General features: G+C 51.3%; 15 protein-coding genes and 7 tRNA genes. 2 read left to right on the top strand and 20 right to left on the bottom strand.

The features are described 5' to 3' along the window. Positions 1–12 precede the first annotated feature (12 nt). The 6 genes from hscC to gltI form a co-directional block, all read right to left on the bottom strand. Positions 13–1,683 (bottom strand): molecular chaperone HscC, encoded by a 1,671-nt coding sequence (gene hscC / locus HGD79_RS08430; protein ID WP_137591665.1) that lies wholly within the window; start codon positions 1,681–1,683, stop codon positions 13–15. Between the two features lie 83 nt (positions 1,684–1,766). Continuing rightward, positions 1,767–2,702, bottom strand: coding sequence for a pyrimidine-specific ribonucleoside hydrolase RihA (gene rihA / locus HGD79_RS08425; RefSeq protein ID WP_001207519.1), 936 nt, complete (start codon positions 2,700–2,702; stop codon positions 1,767–1,769). Positions 2,703–2,819: 117 nt separating this feature from the next. Further along, on the bottom strand, positions 2,820–3,545 hold the full coding sequence (gene gltL, locus HGD79_RS08420) for a glutamate/aspartate ABC transporter ATP-binding protein GltL (RefSeq protein WP_000631384.1): 726 nt from the start codon (positions 3,543–3,545) through the stop codon (positions 2,820–2,822). After that, complete coding sequence (gltK, locus tag HGD79_RS08415; protein WP_000272824.1) at positions 3,545–4,219, bottom strand: glutamate/aspartate ABC transporter permease GltK; 675 nt, start codon at positions 4,217–4,219, stop codon at positions 3,545–3,547. The genes gltL and gltK overlap by 1 nt, the downstream gene beginning before the upstream one ends. Next, entirely contained in the window at positions 4,219–4,959 is a 741-nt protein-coding gene (gene gltJ / locus HGD79_RS08410) for a glutamate/aspartate ABC transporter permease GltJ (protein WP_000020944.1), read from the bottom strand. The genes gltK and gltJ overlap by 1 nt, the downstream gene beginning before the upstream one ends. A gap of 169 nt (positions 4,960–5,128) precedes the next feature. Beyond that, positions 5,129–6,037 (bottom strand): glutamate/aspartate ABC transporter substrate-binding protein GltI, encoded by a 909-nt coding sequence (gene gltI / locus HGD79_RS08405; RefSeq protein WP_001177088.1) that lies wholly within the window; start codon positions 6,035–6,037, stop codon positions 5,129–5,131. Between the two features lie 454 nt (positions 6,038–6,491). On the opposite strand from gltI, the gene HGD79_RS08400 reads away from it, so the two are divergent. Continuing rightward, positions 6,492–8,369 (top strand): rhomboid family intramembrane serine protease, encoded by a 1,878-nt coding sequence (locus tag HGD79_RS08400; protein WP_001276717.1) that lies wholly within the window; start codon positions 6,492–6,494, stop codon positions 8,367–8,369. Between the two features lie 77 nt (positions 8,370–8,446). Here HGD79_RS08400 and lnt read toward each other — a convergent pair whose 3' ends face one another. The 5 genes from lnt to miaB all read right to left on the bottom strand — a co-directional run bounded on the left by lnt (position 8,447) and on the right by miaB (position 14,059). Next, positions 8,447–9,985, bottom strand: a complete 1,539-nt coding sequence (gene lnt, locus HGD79_RS08395; protein ID WP_000853051.1) for an apolipoprotein N-acyltransferase — start codon at positions 9,983–9,985, stop codon at positions 8,447–8,449. 24 nt (positions 9,986–10,009) lie between these two features. Beyond that, a complete protein-coding gene (gene corC / locus HGD79_RS08390; RefSeq protein WP_001278605.1) occupies positions 10,010–10,888 on the bottom strand; it encodes a CNNM family magnesium/cobalt transport protein CorC in 879 nt (292 codons plus the stop codon). Positions 10,889–10,977: 89 nt separating this feature from the next. Then, on the bottom strand, positions 10,978–11,445 hold the full coding sequence (ybeY, locus tag HGD79_RS08385; RefSeq protein ID WP_000084469.1) for an rRNA maturation RNase YbeY: 468 nt from the start codon (positions 11,443–11,445) through the stop codon (positions 10,978–10,980). Then, positions 11,442–12,482, bottom strand: coding sequence for a PhoH family protein (locus tag HGD79_RS08380; protein WP_001018040.1), 1,041 nt, complete (start codon positions 12,480–12,482; stop codon positions 11,442–11,444). The genes ybeY and HGD79_RS08380 overlap by 4 nt, the downstream gene beginning before the upstream one ends. Before the next feature lie 152 nt (positions 12,483–12,634). Then, positions 12,635–14,059 carry a tRNA (N6-isopentenyl adenosine(37)-C2)-methylthiotransferase MiaB gene (miaB, locus tag HGD79_RS08375; protein ID WP_000162740.1) on the bottom strand — a complete coding sequence of 475 codons (1,425 nt, stop codon included), beginning with the start codon at positions 14,057–14,059 and terminating at the stop codon, positions 12,635–12,637. A 145-nt stretch (positions 14,060–14,204) separates the two neighbouring features. Here miaB and ubiF point away from each other — a divergent pair, with 145 nt between their 5' ends. Continuing rightward, entirely contained in the window at positions 14,205–15,380 is a 1,176-nt protein-coding gene (gene ubiF / locus HGD79_RS08370; RefSeq protein WP_000184573.1) for a 3-demethoxyubiquinol 3-hydroxylase, read from the top strand. Positions 15,381–15,533: 153 nt separating this feature from the next. Here the strand turns inward: ubiF and HGD79_RS08365 are convergent. From HGD79_RS08365 to nagD, 9 genes are all read right to left on the bottom strand, one after another. Then, a tRNA-Gln gene (locus tag HGD79_RS08365) sits at positions 15,534–15,608 on the bottom strand. Positions 15,609–15,645: 37 nt separating this feature from the next. Next, positions 15,646–15,720, bottom strand: a tRNA-Gln gene (locus HGD79_RS08360). A gap of 48 nt (positions 15,721–15,768) precedes the next feature. Next, positions 15,769–15,845: transfer RNA gene (locus tag HGD79_RS08355), tRNA-Met, on the bottom strand. Positions 15,846–15,860: 15 nt separating this feature from the next. Next, positions 15,861–15,935 (bottom strand) — tRNA-Gln (locus HGD79_RS08350). Positions 15,936–15,969: 34 nt separating this feature from the next. Further along, a tRNA-Gln gene (locus HGD79_RS08345) sits at positions 15,970–16,044 on the bottom strand. Between the two features lie 23 nt (positions 16,045–16,067). Then, positions 16,068–16,152: transfer RNA gene (locus HGD79_RS08340), tRNA-Leu, on the bottom strand. A gap of 8 nt (positions 16,153–16,160) precedes the next feature. Continuing rightward, positions 16,161–16,237 (bottom strand) — tRNA-Met (locus tag HGD79_RS08335). Between the two features lie 380 nt (positions 16,238–16,617). Beyond that, entirely contained in the window at positions 16,618–18,282 is a 1,665-nt protein-coding gene (asnB, locus tag HGD79_RS08330; RefSeq protein WP_000337088.1) for an asparagine synthase B, read from the bottom strand. Between the two features lie 256 nt (positions 18,283–18,538). Then, entirely contained in the window at positions 18,539–19,291 is a 753-nt protein-coding gene (gene nagD / locus HGD79_RS08325; RefSeq protein ID WP_000153129.1) for a ribonucleotide monophosphatase NagD, read from the bottom strand. Between the last annotated feature and the right edge of the window lie 42 nt (positions 19,292–19,333).

Below are 19,333 nucleotides of genomic sequence, written 5' to 3'. Positions count from 1 at the left end.
CGGCAGCCGTGATTATGAGGTCTCAATGGCTAAATAAACGCTCGCCCGCCGCCTGACCTCATCGACGCGGGCCATATCGTTTGACTGCAGCGCCGCATCAAAATCGGTGATCACCTGGCCAATCTCTTCTCGCTCGTCACCCAGCGCCCGCGCCCACAACTCTTCCAGTTTGGCTTTAAAGGTGCGATTGATGAGCATATCGCGCGGATAAATTTTCAATGCGGATAACCGCGTCCGACTCTCTTCAATCTGCTGCGCGCTCAATGTTACCGGGCTGTGGTTAATCACTCTGGACTTAACGCTGCCGTCTTCCAGAAGCACGTCAACTTCAAGCAACCCGTTGATATCATAACTAAAGCGAATATCAATCGACTGATAAGCCCCGGTTTTCTTCAACGGCACATCGAAGGATTCCACCAGAATGTTGTTTTTAACTTTGTGGTTTTCTCCCTGATAGACGTTAACCGTAATTGAATCCTGTTCCGGGTGCATGGTTGAATAAGTTTCTACACGCGACACGGGCACAGTGGTGTTTCGTTCAATAATCGGCGAGAAAATGCCGGAAACGCCCTGACGGTTAACTTCAACGCCCAACGAGTAAGGGCAAATATCAGTGAGGATTACCTCTTCAATATCTTCACTGCGTAAGCGGCAGGCGGCCTGGATTGCTGCGCCCAGCGCGACAATGGTGCTCGGATCGTAACTTTGATACGGTAATTTGCCAAACAGACGCACGGCGATTCGCTGCACCAGCGGCATTTGTGACGCGCCGCCAACCAGCACCAGACTGTCGATTTGACTCGGCTTCAGACGTGCATCGCGCAACGCCTGTTCAATCGGCACTCGCAAGCGATTGAGCAGCGGCAACCACAAATCTTCCAGTTCGTTCTCGTAAAATTCGCACTCCCGCGTTTCATCCTGGTACTGCCAGCGAATGTGCAATGGCGATTGATTGCTACATTTTGCCGCTTCCACACAGGCGTACAAGGCTCCCAGTTCACTCTCGTTAAGCGTGGTCCTGGCGACATCCGCGCGTTTTAAAACCTCATCGACCAGCATATGGGTAAAATCTTCGCCACCAAGAAAGTTGTCGCCAGCGGAGGCGTGAACTTCAATCACCGGCGTGGCGTACTCAAGCACCGTAACGTCAAACGTGCCGCCACCGAGATCAAACACCAGCGAACGGGTATTTTGTTGGGTATGCAGGCCATACGCCATCGCAGCTGCTGTGGGTTCATTAATTAAGCGTACCGCATTTAACCCGGCTAACTCCGCTGCTAAACGGGTATGCTTGCGTTGTTCATCGCTGAAATAAGCCGGAACGGAGATCACCACATCTTTAATCGGACGTTGCAGAAATTCTTCGGCATCTTCTTTTAATGAGCGTAATACCAAAGAGGACAGTTCTGGCGCGTTAAATGTGTCGCTGCCTAACCGCCAGTTGGTATTACTGCCCATTGCACGTTTAAATAACGCTGCCGTTTTATCCGGATGCGAAGTACGCCGTGATACAGCCGGTTTTCCGACTAAAATATGATTATTTTCATCCATGCTAATTATGGATGGTGTTAAATATTCACCGAACTTATTTGGAATTAATTGCGCGGCACCGTCTTTCCAGACGGCAATTAAACTATTGGTAGTGCCGAGATCGATACCAATGGCGAGTTCTGCATTATCCATTGCATTTATATCTTGAAAGAAAAAGAGATAAACAGATTAAGACCACCCAGGTAACGCGTGGTGATCTTAATCAATGACGTGTGTTAAGCGTAAAATTTCAGACGATCAGCCAGTAAATCAACAAAGCCCTGACGATCAACATCGACCATTACAGTGGCATTCGGTTTATTGCCAGTCAGATAATAATAATCAACAACCGTCATACCCTGGCTATATTTCCCCTGTGTTTCCACGCCAACCCAGCGCTCAACAGAGGTAAACAACTCGGGTTTCAACAGCCAGGCGATGGTGCATGGGTCATGCAGCGGTGCACCGACAAAGCCCCATTTTTCGTCTTTATGATATTCGAGGAAGAAATCCAGCAGTTCGGCAACAATGGTTGAAACAGGGTTGCCAATCGCGCGGAAACGCTCGGTGTCTTCAACGTGGATTTGTGCTTTGTGAGTAACATCCAGACCGGCCATCACCACTGGGATCCCTGACTGGAAGACAATTTCTGCCGCTTCCGGGTCAACGTAAATATTAAATTCAGCCGCAGGCGTCCAGTTACCAAGCCCCATTGCGCCGCCCATAATCACGATACGGGCAATTTTGCTATGCAGTTCCGGATGGCTATTGAGCAGCAAGGCAACGTTAGTTTGCGGTCCGGTAGACACAATCGTGACAGGTTCCGCACTTTCGCGCAGCGTTTTCGCCATCAGCTCTACCGCCGTACAGTTTTGCGGTGCGAACGTCGGTTCCGGTAATGCCGGGCCATCCAGACCGCTTTCGCCGTGCACATTGTCCGCGATAATCAACTCACGCATTAACGGTTTTACCGCGCCGCCTGCTACCGGAATATCGGTGCGATTAAGCAAGGTCAGCATACGAAGAACATTGCGTAAGGTTTTTTCTGGTGTCTGGTTTCCGGCGGAAGACGTAATTGCTTTGACATCAAGCTCTGGTGAGGCGAGGGCGAGAACTATTGCGATAGCGTCGTCATGACCTGGGTCGCAATCTAACAGAATTGGCAGTGCCATTGTTGCTCCTTGTTGTGTGCTTCTTTGCGACAAGGGTAACGCCAGGATGTAACAGATACGAGGGGCGAAACGATAAAGCGTGAGATGGCGCGCACTTGGGTATGCGCGCCAGAGTGATTAATGCAGGATTTTCGCGAGGAAGTCTTTCGCGCGGTCCGATTTCGGATCATCGAAGAAAGCGTCTTTCGGCGAGTCTTCGACAATTTTACCCTCGTCCATAAAGATCACCCGATTCGCCACTTTACGGGCAAAACCCATTTCGTGGGTCACCACCATCATGGTCATTCCTTCGTTTGCCAGTTCCACCATCACGTCCAGCACTTCGTTGATCATCTCCGGATCCAGCGCCGATGTCGGTTCGTCGAACAGCATCGCAATAGGATCCATACACAACGCGCGAGCGATTGCCACACGCTGCTGCTGACCGCCGGAAAGCTGCGCCGGAAATTTATTGGCATGTGCGGAAAGTCCCACGCGCTCCAGCAATTTCAATGCTTTTTCACGAGCGGGCGCTTTATCGCGTTTAAGCACTTTCACCTGCGCCAGGGTCAGGTTTTCGATAATCGACAGATGAGGGAACAGCTCGAAATGCTGGAATACCATCCCGACGCGGGAACGCAGCTTTGCCAGATCGGTTTTCTTGTCATTAACCACGATACCATCGACGGTGATTTCACCTTGCTGCACTGGTTCGAGGCCGTTGACGGTTTTAATCAGCGTTGATTTGCCGGAACCAGACGGGCCGCAAACCACCACCACTTCGCCTTTTTTCACTTCGGTTGAGCAGTCGGTCAGCACCTGAAAGTGACCATACCATTTTGAAACATTTTTCAGGGTAATCATTATGCTGTCCTTCTTTTCAAGTAGCTGACCAACAACGACGCGCTAAGACTAATAACGAAATAAACAAATCCGGCAAACAGGATCATCTCAACCTGCGTACCATCACGCTCACCAATGGTTGAGGCGGTACGGAAGAAATCGGCCAGAGATAACACATACACCAGTGAGGTATCCTGGAACAGTACGATGCCCTGAGTGAGCAGAAGCGGCACCATCGCGCGGAACGCCTGCGGCAGAATAATCAGTTTCATCGACTGCCAGTGAGTCATTCCCAACGCCAGCGCGGCGCTCGACTGACCACGAGAAATACTTTGAATACCAGCACGGATAATCTCTGAATAGTAGGCCGCTTCAAACATCGAAAACGCCACCATCGCCGAAATTAAACGGATATCATTTTTTGGTGATAATCCCAGCACGTTTTGCAGAAAACCTGGCACGATCAGGTAAAACCACAGCAAAACCATAACTAAAGGAATCGAGCGGAATACGTTAACGTAGGCTTTGGCAAACCACGCTACGGGCGCAAAGCTGGACAAGCGCATCACCGCCAGCATGGTGCCCCACAAAATACCAATCACGACTGCCGTGACGGTGATTTTCAGCGTGATCACCAGCCCGTCGAGCAGATATGGCAGGGAAGGGACAATGGAACTCCAGTCAAACTCGTACATTATTTGCCCCCCATGTTGCCAGGCAGGCGAACTTTACGTTCAACCAGCGTCATTACCAGCATGATAACCGCGTTAATCAACACATACGCCAGCGTAATAGCGGTAAACGACTCCCAGGCGTGGGCTGAGTAATCAAGCAATTTACCCGCCTGCGCCGCCATATCCACCAGACCAATAGTCGAGGCGATGGCGGAGTTTTTCACCAGGTTCATCATCTCGGAAGTCATCGGCGGGACGATAACGCGATACGCGTTAGGCAACAGCACGTATCGATAAGCCTGCGGTAGCGTCAGGCCCATCGCCAGCGCGGCATTTTTTTGCCCACGCGGCAACGACTGAATGGCGGCGCGTACCTGTTCGCAAACACGGGCGGCGGTAAACAGCCCCAGGCAGAGCATGGATGAAAGGAAAAACTGAATATTGGGATCCAGCTCGGCCTTAAACCACATGCCGATTTTCTCCGGCAACAGCTCCGGGATCACCAGATACCAGGTAAAGAATTGCACAATCAACGGCACGTTGCGGAACAGTTCGACATACAACGTACCCAGACCGGAGAGAAAACGGTTTGGAACGGTACGTAAAATGCCGAAAAATGAACCGACGAGGAAAGCGATAATCCAGGCGCAGATCGACAAAGCGATCGTCACCTGAAAACCACTCCAGATCCAACCAAGATAGGTGGTGTTGCCGAACGGGGCTTGTTGTAAAAAAATACCCCAGTTCCAGTCTATAGACATAAATCTACTCCAGAAAAAAGAGGGTAGCAGCGTTAACTGCTACCCTCGAAGATTGTTACCCAGCGTATTGCGGTTTTCAGGCCCGATGGGGAACGACCATCAGGCGTATAGTCTGTCCGTGCTACGTAACAATCGAGAGGGCTGGAATTTCCGCCCCTGGTTCTTGTAATTAGTTCAGTGCCTTGTCATTCGGTTCTTTGAACAGTGCTTTCATTTCGTCTGACAGTTCGAAATTCATGTTCAGGTTTTTCGGCGGAATTGGATTTTTGAACCATTTATCAAACCATTTTTCCGCTTCACCGGAAGTCTGCACCTGAGCGATAGTGTCATCCATCAGCTTTTTGAACTGCGGATCATCTTTACGCAACATGCAACCGTAGGCTTCCTGAGACTGCGGCTTGCCGACGATATCCCAGTTGTCTGGTTTCTTCGCTTTCGCACGTTCACCGGCCAGCAGAGCGTCATCCATCATAAAGGCAACGGCACGACCGCTTTCCAGGGTACGGAAAGAGTCACCGTGATCTTTGGCGCTAATGATGCGCATATTCATTTTTTGCTCTTCATTCAGTTTGTTGAGCAAAACTTCAGAAGTAGTGCCGGAAGTGACGACTACGGCTTTGCCTTTCAGGTCGGCAAAATCTTTGATATCGCCGCCCTTTTTGGTCAGCAGGCGCGTACCGACCACGAAAATAGTATCAGAGAAAGCCGCCTGTTTTTGGCGTTCGACGTTGTTGGTGGTAGAACCACATTCAAAATCGAAAGTGCCGTTTTGCAGCAGTGGAATACGGTTTTGTGAGGTAATCGGAATCAGTTTTACCTGCAAGTCCGGTTTGTTGAGTTTCTTTTTCACTGCTTCAACAATGGCGTTGGAGTAATCCTGCGAGTAACCCACCACTTTTTGCTGATTGTCGTAATAAGAGAAAGGTACTGAAGATTCACGGTGACCGACGACAATCACGCCGTTTTTGGCGATTTTGTCCAGCGTACTGCCCGCTACCGGGGCGGCGTCATCTGCCTGTGCCAGTCCTGCGGAAAGCGCCAGGGCGAGGATTGCTGTGGCAGGTTTACGTAATTGCATATCCAACTCCTTTATCTTCTGCGTTAAGAACGCATGGATACCCGTTGTGAGTGTTTGTGTTGTTATCGTCTGCAACTTTATTGTGCAGTGTTGTGCCTGTTAGGTAACATTTAGTTTGGCTAAATGTAAAGATATTGCTGTTTTATTGTTTGTTTTTGCGAGATGCGCCGCACCATTCCGAAGCAAAATTCTTAAACCGCACCTTTTTGGTGCTACCGCTGATTTGTGGTGGTGCAACCTGGTTGCGTCGCGGCTGATTTCATCGCTTACACAGTAAATAAAGCAACTTACATGCCAAAAAATACTTAGGGGCGAATTAATTACGATTGTAATTTTAGGCTGAAAAAGTCATATTTCGGACAGAATTATCTTTTCGGCATGGGACGTTTGCCGGGATGATAACTGCACACGGGAAAAATGCTTTTTACCTGTCTTTTCAAGGAAGAAACACCTTATGTCTGCATCTTCGGTTAAGCCGTTAAATGTTCAATTACCCGCAATAACCCTTATCCTTTTTGCACTCTGTATTGGGATATTTTGTTATCTCGCACAATGGATGAGTTATGAAGAGGTCGATCAATCCGCACTTATCCATCTCGGCGCAAACGTTGCGCCTCTTACTTTGTCGGGTGAACCCTGGCGCTTATTGAGCAGTATCTTTCTGCACAGTAGTGTTTCTCATCTGCTGATGAATATGTTTGCATTCCTGGTCGTGGGAGGCGTGGCGGAACAGATTCTGGGGAAATGGCGACTCCTGATTACCTGGTTATTCTCCGGCGTCTTTGGTGGGCTCATCAGCGCCTGTTATGCGTTACGCGAAAGTGAGCAGATAGTCATCAGCGTTGGGGCATCCGGGGCGATTCTGGGAATAGCTGGTGCAGCGATAGCAACACAGTTTGCTTCAGGTGCGGGCACATACCATAAAAACCAGAGGCGAGTATTTTCTCTGTTGGGTATGGTGGCGCTGACACTGTTGTATGGTGCCCGGCAAACAGGAATAGATAATGCTTGTCACATTGGCGGCCTGATTGCGGGTGGCGCGTTGGGTTGGCTGAGCGCGCGTTTATCTGGGCAAAACCGACTCGTTACGGAAGGCGGGATTATTGTTGCGGGCAGTCTTCTTCTGACCGGGGCTATCTGGCTTGCGCAGCAGCAGATGGATGAGTCAGTTTTACAAGTCAGGCAAAGCCTGCGTGAAGCGTTTTATCCACAGGAGATTGAACAAGAGCGACGGCAAAAAAAGCAGCAGTTAGCGGAGGAACGCAACGCCCTCAGGGAAACATTATCCGCTCCGGTAAGTCGTGAACAGGCCAGTGGTGATTTGCTCGCTGAGATTGCCGATATCCATGATATGGCGATCAGTCGGGATGGTAATATGTTGTATGCCGCAATTGAAAACACGAACAGCATTGTTGTTTTCGACCTCGGACAAAAGAAAATCCTGCATACCTTTACAGCGCCCATAGCGAAAGAAAAGTCAGTCAAACATTGTGGTGGCTGTAAAGATCAGGGCGTCAGATCGCTGGCATTAAGCCCGGATGAAAAGTTGATTTATGCGACTTCATTTGAAGCGAATGCGTTATCGGTCATTAACGTGGCGACAGGGGAGATTATTCAGTCGATTACCACCGGTGCACATCCTGACAGCCTTATCCTCTCGCGTGATGGCACAAAAGCCTGGGTGATGAATCGCACCAGTAATAGTGTGTCAGCGATTGATCTGGTGACTTATCAGCATGTGGCGGATATCCCGCTGGAGAAATACGACGGGACGGGGACGAGTAATAAACCTGGTGCCTGGGTTATGGCTCTTTCCCCGGATGAAAAAATATTGTTGATACCCGGTATGGTCAGAGGTGACATTGTACGCATCAATACCATCACGCATCAGAAAGAAAGCTATCCGGCTAGTGATGCGCGAGGAACGATATCGGCGATGCGTTTTCGACCTGAAAACGGGGATGTAATTTTTGCCGACAGCCAGGGGATTTCACGTATAAGCGTAGGGGATCAACAAGCCAGCATTATGACGCAATGGTGTAGCAGGAGCGTTTATTCCGTTGAGGGTATTAGCCCGGACGGTCAGTATTTAGCGTTGGTGTCATATGGCCTGCAAGGTTATGTCATCCTGCTCAATATTAATGCCGGGCAGATTATTGGCGTTTATCCTGCCAGCTACGTTAATCACCTTCGTTTTTCAGCGGATGGTAGAAAAATATTTGTTATGGCGAAGAACGGGTTGATCCAACTGGACAGGACGCGCTCGCTTGATCCGCAGGCAATTATTCGTCATCCCCAATATGGCAATGTGGCTTGTATCCCTGAACCGTAAGAAAAAGGGGCATGATAACCATGCCCCAAAGCTCAATGAGAAAGTACGTTTTGCTCATGCAGGATACATCAGGCACATCAACGTTTACGTGCTCGCAGACTCATCAGCACAGCGGCAAAACCAAACAGTGCCGTCAGCACCCACAGCGGCCAGTTGCCGGTTCGTGCGTACGGTGTGAGTCCGGTGGTCGGCGTCACGTTAGTGGTCAACACCTCGCGGGTGAACTGCGGGATCATCGCCTGAATCTCACCCTGCGGGCCAATCACCGCCGTAATGCCGTTGTTGGTGCTGCGCAACAGTGGGCGCGCCAGCTCCAGCGCACGCATTCGCGCCATCTGGAAGTGTTGCCATGGACCAATAGATTTACCAAACCACGCATCGTTGGAGATAGTCAGCAGATAGTCGGTATCCGGGCGGAAGTTATCGCGCACTTGCTCGCCAAGAATGATCTCGTAGCAAATGGCCGCAGTAAGCTCAATACCATTTACCGACAGCGGCGGCTGGATATATGGCCCACGGCTGAACGACGACATCGGCAGATCAAAGAACGGTGCTAACGGACGCAGAATCGACTCCAGCGGGACAAACTCGCCAAACGGCACCAGATGGTTTTTGTTATAGCGATCGGCTGATTCGTAGCTGTACGGTGCACCTTTACCCAGTGTGATGATGGTGTTGTAGGTATCGTAGCGGTTCTGCTTATTGAGACGCGCGTCGACAATCCCGGTTACCAGCGAGCTACCTTTATCGCGCAACTCACCGTCCAGTGCTTTGAGGAACGGTTGCTGATTAATTTCCAGATCGGTTATCGCCGACTCCGGCCAGATAATCAACGATGATTTGCCCATCAGCGGAGCCGTTGCGTTGTAGTAAATCTTCAGCGTATTAAGAAGCTGATCTCCATCCCATTTCAGTGATTGCGGAATATCGCCCTGAACCATCGAAACCTGAATGGTTTTCTCCGGTTGTGGGGTAAACCATTGGATGTAACGCAGCGGGAAGGGTAGGGCAAACAGCACGACGGCCACCACCAGCGGACGCCAGTTGCGTTTGACCAACGCCAGTGCCAGCAGGCCACTAACCATCATCAGCAGGAAGTTAATGGCTTCCACGCCCATTATCGGTGCCAGCCCTTTTAACGGGCCATCAATCTGGCTATAGCCGAACTGTAACCACGGGAAGCCTGTCAGTACCCAACCGCGCAGAAACTCGGTCACTTGCCAGAGAGAAGGGGCGGCAATCGCCACGCGCAGCCAGGTGGTTTTCGGCCACAGACGCGACAGCACGCCAGCAAACAGTCCGGTATACAGCGACAAATACGCCGCCAGCAGCACCACCAGGAAGATGTTAACCGGGCCAGGCATCCCGCCAAAGGTCGCGATGCTGACATAGACCCAGTTAATACCGCTGCCAAAGAGGCCAAATCCCCAGCAAAAGCCAATAGCGGCAGACTGGAGTGGACGGCGGTTAAAGGTCAACGCCTGAAGCCCCATCAACGAAATAATCGCCGCAGGCCAGACGTCGTAAGGAGAGAAGGCCAGCGTTCCGCAGGCACCGAATAATAACGCCAGCAGCAGGCGAATGCGCTGGCGTTCAATTAATGAGGCAAAAGCCATGTAGTTATCTATCCAGTTTCGGTTTTATTCATCCAGCTTCGGCTGGGGTGAGTCATCCGGGATTTTGACATGAACCTGAATAATACGCCGACTGTCGGCCATCGCCACTTTGAACTGGTAACCGTCGATGTCGATAGTTTCGCCACGCGCCGGAAGATGCCCAAATGCCTGCATCACCAGACCACCGATAGTGTCAACCTCTTCATCGCTAAAGTGGGTGCCGAACGCTTCGTTGAAGTCTTCAATGGAAGCCAGTGCGCGCACGGTCCAGGTATGACGACTCAGCTGACGGAAGTCGATATCATCTTCTTCGTCATACTCGTCTTCAATCTCACCAACAATTAGTTCCAGGATGTCTTCAATGGTCACCAGACCGGAAACCCCACCGAATTCGTCAATAACGATCGCCATGTGGTAACGCTGAGAGCGAAACTCTTTCAGCATCCGGTCTACGCGCTTACTTTCAGGAACGACAACCGCCTGACGTAACACTTTGTCCATGCTGAAGGCTTCAGCATCGCTGCGCATAAACGGCAGCAAGTCTTTCGCCATCAGAATCCCTTCAATGTGATCTTTGTCTTCGCTAATCACCGGGAAACGTGAGTGGGCGGACTCGATGATGACATCAAGGCATTCGTCCAGCGTCTGGTTGCGTTTCAGGGTAATCATCTGGGAGCGGGGGATCATGATGTCGCGAACGCGTTGGTCTGCGATGTCCATCACCCCTTCGAGCATATCGCGCGTATCTTCGTCGATAAGGTCGTTCTGCCCGGAATCACGGATCAGCGCCAGCAGTTCGTCACGGTTTTTCGGTTCACCGTGGAAAAGTTGGCTGAGTAACAGGGAGAAAAATCCCTTCTTGTTGCTTATCGTGTCACTACTGTGTGAATTGTCGTCGCTCATGGCGTCGTATGGGTTCTCATGTTAGTTAATCAAAACGCCGTCGTTAATCACCAACGGCGGGGACGTCTGCCAGTCAAATGCCTGGCAAATTATTCTTTCTCGGCAATGTACGGATCCTCATAGCCCAGAGCAAGCATAATCTCTGTTTCGAGGGCTTCCATTTCTTCTGCTTCGTCATCTTCGATGTGATCGTAACCTAACAAATGCAGACTGCCGTGCACCACCATATGCGCCCAGTGCGCCTCCAGTGGTTTGCCTTGCTCCTGAGCTTCCTTCTCAACCACCTGACGGCAGATAACCAGATCGCCCAGTAGCGACATTTCCATGCCAGGCGGCACTTCAAACGGGAAGGAGAGCACGTTGGTCGGCTTATCCTTACCGCGATAGGTCAGATTCAGACTGTGGCTTTCGGCGGTATCGACCACGCGAATAGTCACTTCCGATTCTTCCTGAAACTGCGGGATCACCGCATTCAGCCATGTTTGAAACTGGCTCTCTTCCGGTAACCCGGAATTATCTTCACATGCCAGTTGTAAATCGAGGATCACCTGACTCATTTTTGTTCCTGTTCTTCGCGCTTGCGTTCTGCCGCCAGCGCCGCTTTTCGTTTTTGTTCGGCTTCTTCCCAGGCTTCATAGGCGTTAACGATACGCGCCACCACAGGGTGACGAACCACGTCTTCGCTGTGGAAGAAGTTAAAGCTGATCTCTTCGACATCGGCCAGCACTTCGATGGCGTGACGTAAGCCTGATTTAGTATTACGCGGCAGGTCGATCTGTGTGACGTCGCCGGTGATAACCGCTTTTGAGTTAAAACCGATACGGGTCAGGAACATCTTCATCTGTTCGATGGTGGTGTTCTGGCTCTCATCGAGAATGATAAACGCGTCGTTCAGCGTACGACCACGCATATAGGCCAGCGGCGCGACTTCAATAACGTTGCGCTCAATCAGTTTCTCAACTTTCTCAAAGCCCAGCATTTCAAACAGCGCGTCGTACAGCGGGCGCAGATACGGGTCTACTTTCTGGCTTAAATCGCCAGGCAGGAAGCCCAGTTTCTCACCGGCTTCGACCGCCGGACGAGTCAGCAGAATACGGCGAATCTCCTGACGCTCCAGGGCATCAACTGCCGCAGCCACTGCCAGGTAGGTTTTACCCGTACCCGCCGGGCCAACGCCGAAGGTAATGTCATGGTCGAGAATATTGGCGATGTACTGCGCCTGGTTTGGCGTGCGCGGCTTAATTACGCCGCGTTTGGTTTTGATATTGACCGCTTTGCCGTACTCCGGCACGCTCTCCGCACTTTGCTCCAGTACTCGCGCTTCTTTAATCGCAAGGTGGATCTGTTCCGGTTCGATATCCTGAATCTGACCGCGCATCGGGGCTGTATCGACATACAGGCTACGCAGAATGTCTGCCGCAGCGGTGACGCAAATCGGACGGCCGGTCAGTTTAAAGTGGTTGTCGCGGCGATTGATCTCGATGCCGAGACGGCGTTCGAGCTGCTTGATGTTGTCATCAAACGGGCCGCACAGGCTCAACAGACGCGCGTTGTCTGCTGGCTCCAGGGTGATTTCGCGAGTGTCTATGTTCAAACCGTTCCTCTTATCTGTATGTCGCCGGAAGCTGAACATTCACCGGCCTATAAGGAAATTATTCACGCCACAGGAAAAAGGCGCAAGCATTGCGATAAAGATGGGGATAAAGAGAGAAAAAACAAGGCCCACCGGAACGGCGGGCCTGAGAATTACGGCTGATAATAACCCACGCCAAGGTCGTTTTCTTTGCGGGTACGGGCAATCACCGATTCCGGTGTTTCTGCCACGCGCAGACCCATTTCATCTTCAGTACGCACCACTTTACCGCGCAGAGAGTTCGGGTAGACGTCGGTAATTTCTACATCGACGAATTTACCGATCATATCCGGTGTGCCCTCGAAGTTGACCACGCGGTTATTTTCGGTACGCCCGGAAAGCTCCATGATGCTCTTACGCGAAGTCCCTTCTACCAGAATACGCTGGGTGGTGCCGAGCATCCGGCGGCTCCATGCCATCGCTTGCTGATTGATACGTTCTTGCAGAATATACAGACGTTGCTTCTTCTCTTCTTCCGGAACATCATCAACCATATCGGCGGCTGGTGTACCCGGACGTGCAGAGAAGATAAAGCTGTAGCTCATGTCGAAATTGACGTCGGCAATCAGCTTCATCGTTTTCTCGAAGTCTTCGGTGGTTTCGCCAGGGAAGCCAACAATGAAGTCAGAACTGATCTGAATATCTGGACGCGCCGCACGCAGTTTACGGATGATCGCTTTGTACTCCAGCGCCGTATGGGTACGGCCCATCAGGTTCAGAATGCGATCGGAACCGCTTTGTACCGGCAGATGCAGGAAGCTCACCAGCTCAGGCGTGTCGCGGTACACTTCGATGATATCGTCGGTGAATTCGATCGGATGGCTGGTGGTAAAGCGAATACGATCGATCCCGTCGATCGCAGCAACCAGACGCAGCAGATCGGCAAACGATCCGGTGGTGCCGTCGTAGTTTTCACCACGCCAGGCGTTCACGTTCTGACCGAGCAGGTTGACTTCACGCACGCCCTGAGCAGCAAGCTGGGCAATCTCAAACAGAATATCGTCAGACGGACGGCTTACCTCTTCACCACGGGTGTAAGGCACCACGCAGTAGGTACAATATTTATTGCAGCCTTCCATGATGGAGACAAACGCGGTCGGCCCTTCGGCGCGCGGTTCCGGTAGACGGTCAAACTTCTCGATTTCCGGGAAGCTGATATCTACAACCGGGCTGCGGTCGCCGCGCACGGAGTTGATCATCTCCGGCAGACGGTGCAGCGTTTGCGGCCCAAAAATAATATCGACATAGTGGGCGCGCTGGCGAATGTGCTCGCCTTCTTGCGATGCCACGCAGCCACCGACGCCGATAATCAGGTCTGGATTCTTCTCTTTTAACAGTTTCCAGCGACCCAACTGATGGAAGACTTTTTCCTGAGCCTTCTCGCGGATTGAGCAGGTGTTCAGCAGCAGCACATCCGCTTCTTCCGCCACGTCGGTCAGTTGATAGCCGTGGGTGGCATCCAGCAGATCGGCCATCTTCGATGAATCGTACTCGTTCATCTGACAGCCCCAGGTTTTAATATGGAGTTTTTTGGTCATCGACTTGCTCTTGCGAAATAGTAGCCAGGAATGCAGGGCGCATAGTGTAATGCTTTGCTGCCGTTGTGACCAGTATGAGCGTTATCAGCCCTTAGGGGTAAAAATCCTGTAAACTTAAAGCATATTGCTAACAGGATGATTGACCATGACAAATCAACCAACGGAAATTGCCATTGTCGGCGGAGGAATGGTCGGCGGCGCACTGGCGCTGGGGCTGGCACAGCACGGATTTTCGGTAACGGTGATCGAGCACGCAGAACCTGCACCGTTTGTCGCTGATAGCCAACCGGACGTGCGGATCTCGGCGATCAGCGCCGCATCGGTATCATTGCTTAAAGGGTTAGGGGTCTGGGATGCAGTACAGGCTATGCGTTGCCATCCTTACCGCAGACTGGAAACGTGGGAGTGGGAAACGGCGCATGTGATGTTTGACGCCGCTGAACTTAAGCTGCCGCTGCTTGGCTATATGGTGGAAAACACCGTCCTGCAACAGGCATTGTGGCAGGCGCTGGAAGCTCATCCGAAAGTAACGTTACGTGTGCCAGGCTCGCTGATTGCATTACATCGAGATAATGATCTTCAGGAGCTGGAACTGAAGGGCGGTGAAGTGATTCGCGCGAAGCTGGTGATTGGTGCTGACGGCGCAAATTCGCAGGTGCGGCAGATGGCGGGAATTGGCGTTCATGCCTGGCAGTATGCGCAGTCGTGTATGTTGATTAGCGTACAGTGTGAGAACGATCCCGGCGACAGCACCTGGCAGCAATTTACCCCGGACGGACCGCGTGCGTTTCTGCCGTTGTTTGATAACTGGGCATCGCTGGTGTGGTATGACTCTCCGGTACGTATTCGCCAGTTGCAGAATATGAATATGGCGCAACTCCAGGCGGAAATCGCGAAGCATTTCCCGTCGCGTCTGGGTTACGTTACACCGCTTGCCGCTGGTGCGTTTCCGCTGACGCGCCGACATGCGTTGCAGTATGTGCAGCCGGGGCTTGCGCTGGTGGGCGATGCCGCGCATACCATCCATCCGCTGGCGGGGCAGGGGGTGAATCTTGGTTATCGTGATGTCGATGCCCTGATTGATGTTCTGGTGAATGCCCGCAGCTACGGTGAAGCGTGGGCCAGTTATCCTGTCCTCAAGCGTTACCAGATGCGGCGCATGGCGGATAACTTCATTATGCAAAGTGGTATGGATCTGTTTTATGCCGGATTCAGTAATAATCTGCCGCCGCTGCGTTTTGTGCGTAATCTCGGGTTAATGGCGGCAGAGCGTGCTGGCGTGTTGAAACGTCAGGCGCTGAAATATGCGTTAGGGTTGTAGCCTTACAACATTGCCGGATGCGTGCCAACCGTAGGTCGGATAAGACGCGGCAGCGTCGCATCCGACATTGAAGGATAAGACGTGTCAACATCGCATTCGACATTGAATGAACGCAGAAAAGCAAAAAGCTCGCCGAAGCGAGCTTTTTTAATGTGGCTGGGGTACGAGGATTCGAACCTCGGAATGCCGGAATCAGAATCCGGTGCCTTACCGCTTGGCGATACCCCAACTGGGCGCACTTACGATGTAAGCGTCTTGAATAAATTGGCTGGGGTACGAGGATTCGAACCTCGGAATGCCGGAATCAGAATCCGGTGCCTTACCGCTTGGCGATACCCCAACAAATTGGTTTTTGAATTTGCCGAACGTATTCGACACATTCAGAATTTGGTGGCTACGACGGGATTCGAACCTGTGACCCCATCATTATGAGTGATGTGCTCTAACCAACTGAGCTACGTAGCCAGATTGTTTCTTCGATGGCTGGGGTACCTGGATTCGAACCAGGGAATGCCGGTATCAAAAACCGGTGCCTTACCGCTTGGCGATACCCCAATAACCGGGCGGTGAACCGCTTACTCGAAGAAGATGGCTGGGGTACCTGGATTCGAACCAGGGAATGCCGGTATCAAAAACCGGTGCCTTACCGCTTGGCGATACCCCATCCGTACAACGCTTTCTGGTGAATGGTGCGGGAGGCGAGACTTGAACTCGCACACCTTGCGGCGCCAGAACCTAAATCTGGTGCGTCTACCAATTTCGCCACTCCCGCAAAAAAGATGGTGGCTACGACGGGATTCGAACCTGTGACCCCATCATTATGAGTGATGTGCTCTAACCAACTGAGCTACGTAGCCATCTTTTTTTTCGCGATACCTTATCGGCGTTGCGGGGCGCATTATGCGTATAGAGCCTTGCAGCGTCAACCTCTTTTTCAAGGAAAATTGCTCGAAAGTGACTGTTTGGTTAGGTTGCGAACAGCGTGGCGCTATATTCGTCAATTATTGTTTACTTTGTGTTTTTTCCCCACCCTACAGCCATTCTTTTGTCGTACAGGATGAAATTCGGAATTCAACAATAGTGGTGGGAAATTAATCTATGAAATACTGGCCTACAGTGATGAGTTGTCAAACAGTGATGTGGCAAACCCGGAACATTTCCTTACTGCATATCAGAATTAACAAGCACCTCAATAACTGAAACAGCCCCGGATTTCACCGGGGCTGTTTCGCATTTCTTACTTATACGCCGACTGGTGAACGCCAACCGCACGACCAGACGGATCGTCCATTTTCTTGAACGCCTCATCCCACTCAATCGCTTTAGCGGAAGAACACGCGACGGAAGGACCGCCCGGTACGCACTCAGCGGCGCTCGGAAGTGGGAACAGTTCTTCAAAGATCTCCCGGTACAGATACGCTTCTTTGGACGTCGGCGTGTTGTACGGGAAGCGGAAGCGGGCAGTTTCCAGCTGTTGATCAGAAACCTGCTGCGCCGCCACTTCTTTCAGGGTGTCGATCCAACTGTAACCGACGCCATCGGAGAACTGCTCTTTCTGCCGCCAGGCCACGCTTGCAGGCAGGTATGACTCAAAACATTCACGCAGGATGTGTTTTTCCATTTTGCCGTTACCGCACATTTTATCCTGTGGGTTAATACGCATCGCCACATCAAGGAATTTTTTGTCGAGGAACGGAACGCGCGCTTCCACGCCCCAGGCGGACATCGCTTTGTTGGCGCGCGCGCAGTCATACATATGCAGGGCCAGCAGTTTACGCACCGTCTCTTCATGCAGTTCTTTAGCGTTGGGCGCTTTATGGAAGTAAAGATAACCGCCAAACACTTCATCAGAACCTTCACCGGACAGCACCATTTTAATGCCCATCGCCTTGATCTTACGCGACATTAAATACATCGGTGTTGAAGCGCGAATAGTGGTCACATCATAAGTTTCGATGTGGTAAATCACGTCGCGGATGGCATCCAGACCTTCCTGTACAGTGAAGTGAATTTCGTGATGCACCGTGCCCAGATGGTTTGCCACTTCCTGGGCTGCTTTAAGATCCGGTGAACCCGGCAGACCTACAGCAAAGGAGTGTAACTGCGGCCACCAGGCTTCAGAGCGTTCCTGATCTTCCACGCGACGGGCTGCGTATTTCTTGGTGATAGCGGAAATAATTGAGGAATCCAGACCACCAGAAAGCAGCACACCGTAAGGCACATCAGACATCAGATGGCTTTTAACGGAATCTTCCAGAGCCTGACGCAGCTCGTTTTTGTCGGTCACGTTATCTTTCACTGCATCAAAGTCGAACCAGTCGCGATGATAATAAGAACGGATTTCGCCGTCCTGGCTCCACAAATAGCTCCCCGCCGGGAACTCTTTAATCGTGCGGCAAACTGGCACCAGCGATTTCATTTCTGAGGCCACATACAGCTGACCGTGCTCGTCATAGCCCATATACAGTGGGATGATCCCCAGATGGTCGCGACCAATCAGATATGCATCTTTTTCGCTGTCGTACAGGGCAAAGGCAAACATGCCCTGCAAGTCGTCGAGAAATTCCGGCCCTTTTTCCTGATACAGCGCGAGGATCACTTCGCAGTCAGATCCGGTCTGGAACTGATAACGATCGCCATATTCGGCGCGCAGTGCCTGGTGGTTGTAGATTTCACCGTTTACCGCCAGCACATGAGTTTTTTGTTGGTTGTAGAGAGGTTGCGCCCCCGCGTTAACGTCAACAATTGACAGACGTTCGTGGGCGAGAATGGCGTTATCGCTGGCATAAATACCGGACCAGTCCGGGCCACGATGACGCATCAGGCGTGACAGCTCGAGTGCTTTCTTACGCAGCTCAACTGCGTCTGTTTTGATATCGAATACGCCAAAAATTGAACACATAACCTTCTCCGTTAACCTGGTATTTGTTGCTTGTTGTGTTTGCTTGTTTAAAAAAATGCCGCAAAGCAGCACTGTGCGCAAGCGATTTGGCGGTGAAAAAATAAAAAACGTAATGGTGATTGCTGATTTGTGAAAAAGGATAGGGTGTGGTGGCGTATTTATTGATGGATCGATAATTTTTGACGGGTTTTATTGAATGGGATGATTTTAATGATGGGTAAAAATAAGAAACCACGTCCGCAGACGTGGTTGCTATTCAGATAACGTCGATTTCAGCGACCGATGGGTAAATCCAACTTGGGCGGAACGGCATACTGTCGATATCGTCGAGCGACGAAACACCAGAAAGCACCAGAATCGTCTCCAGACCTGCCTGGAAGCCCGCCAGAATATCGGTACGCAGGTTATCGCCGACAATCACCGTTTCTTCCGAATGCGCCTGCATTTTGTTTAATGCCGCGCGGATGATCCACGGGCTGGGCTTACCAACATAGAACGGTTTGCGCCCGGAGATTTTCTCAATCCCTGCACACAACGCGCCACAAGCGGGATAAAAACCGCGCCCGTGGGTGTCCGGATTGGTGGCGATAAAACGTGCACCGTTAGCGACGAAATAGGCTGCTTTATGCATCATGTCCCAGTTGTAGGAACGCGTTTCGCCAACAATCACGAAATCAGGGTTCACATCGGTAATAGTGAAACCGGCTTTGTACAGTTCATGAATCAGTGCGCCTTCGCCCACCACATACGCTTTCTTGCCTTCCTGGCGACGCAGGAAATCGGCAGTCGCCATCGCAGAGGTATAAAACACGCTGTCAGGTACATCGACACCTGCGGTGGCAAAGCGGTTCGCCAGATCTTGCCCAGTCTGCGAAGGATAGTTGGTCAGCAACACCAGCGGCAAGCCTTTATCCATAATCCCGTGCAAAAATTCCGCTGCACCCGGTACGGCGACGTTATCGTGCATCAGCACGCCGTCGATATCGCAAATTACATTTTTAATGGTCATGGACTACCCAGAATATTGACAACAATAAGCGCCACTATAAAA

This window comes from Escherichia sp. SCLE84, from assembly GCF_012584495.1.
Classification (GTDB): domain Bacteria; phylum Pseudomonadota; class Gammaproteobacteria; order Enterobacterales; family Enterobacteriaceae; genus ECMA0423.
This window is presented reverse-complemented; position numbering and strand designations above follow the sequence as displayed.

What these genes read in the sequence shown, in the direction of transcription:
- hscC (WP_137591665.1), bottom strand. Translation starts at nt 1,683, where the DNA reads ATGGATAATGCAGAACTCGCCATTGGTATCGATCTCGGCACTACCAAT.
- rihA (WP_001207519.1), bottom strand. Translation starts at nt 2,702, where the DNA reads ATGGCACTGCCAATTCTGTTAGATTGCGACCCAGGTCATGACGACGCT.
- gltL (WP_000631384.1), bottom strand. Translation starts at nt 3,545, where the DNA reads ATGATTACCCTGAAAAATGTTTCAAAATGGTATGGTCACTTTCAGGTG.
- gltK (WP_000272824.1), bottom strand. Translation starts at nt 4,219, where the DNA reads ATGTACGAGTTTGACTGGAGTTCCATTGTCCCTTCCCTGCCATATCTG.
- gltJ (WP_000020944.1), bottom strand. Translation starts at nt 4,959, where the DNA reads ATGTCTATAGACTGGAACTGGGGTATTTTTTTACAACAAGCCCCGTTC.
- gltI (WP_001177088.1), bottom strand. Translation starts at nt 6,037, where the DNA reads ATGCAATTACGTAAACCTGCCACAGCAATCCTCGCCCTGGCGCTTTCC.
- HGD79_RS08400 (WP_001276717.1), top strand. Translation starts at nt 6,492, where the DNA reads ATGTCTGCATCTTCGGTTAAGCCGTTAAATGTTCAATTACCCGCAATA.
- lnt (WP_000853051.1), bottom strand. Translation starts at nt 9,985, where the DNA reads ATGGCTTTTGCCTCATTAATTGAACGCCAGCGCATTCGCCTGCTGCTG.
- corC (WP_001278605.1), bottom strand. Translation starts at nt 10,888, where the DNA reads ATGAGCGACGACAATTCACACAGTAGTGACACGATAAGCAACAAGAAG.
- ybeY (WP_000084469.1), bottom strand. Translation starts at nt 11,445, where the DNA reads ATGAGTCAGGTGATCCTCGATTTACAACTGGCATGTGAAGATAATTCC.
- miaB (WP_000162740.1), bottom strand. Translation starts at nt 14,059, where the DNA reads ATGACCAAAAAACTCCATATTAAAACCTGGGGCTGTCAGATGAACGAG.
- ubiF (WP_000184573.1), top strand. Translation starts at nt 14,205, where the DNA reads ATGACAAATCAACCAACGGAAATTGCCATTGTCGGCGGAGGAATGGTC.
- asnB (WP_000337088.1), bottom strand. Translation starts at nt 18,282, where the DNA reads ATGTGTTCAATTTTTGGCGTATTCGATATCAAAACAGACGCAGTTGAG.
- nagD (WP_000153129.1), bottom strand. Translation starts at nt 19,291, where the DNA reads ATGACCATTAAAAATGTAATTTGCGATATCGACGGCGTGCTGATGCAC.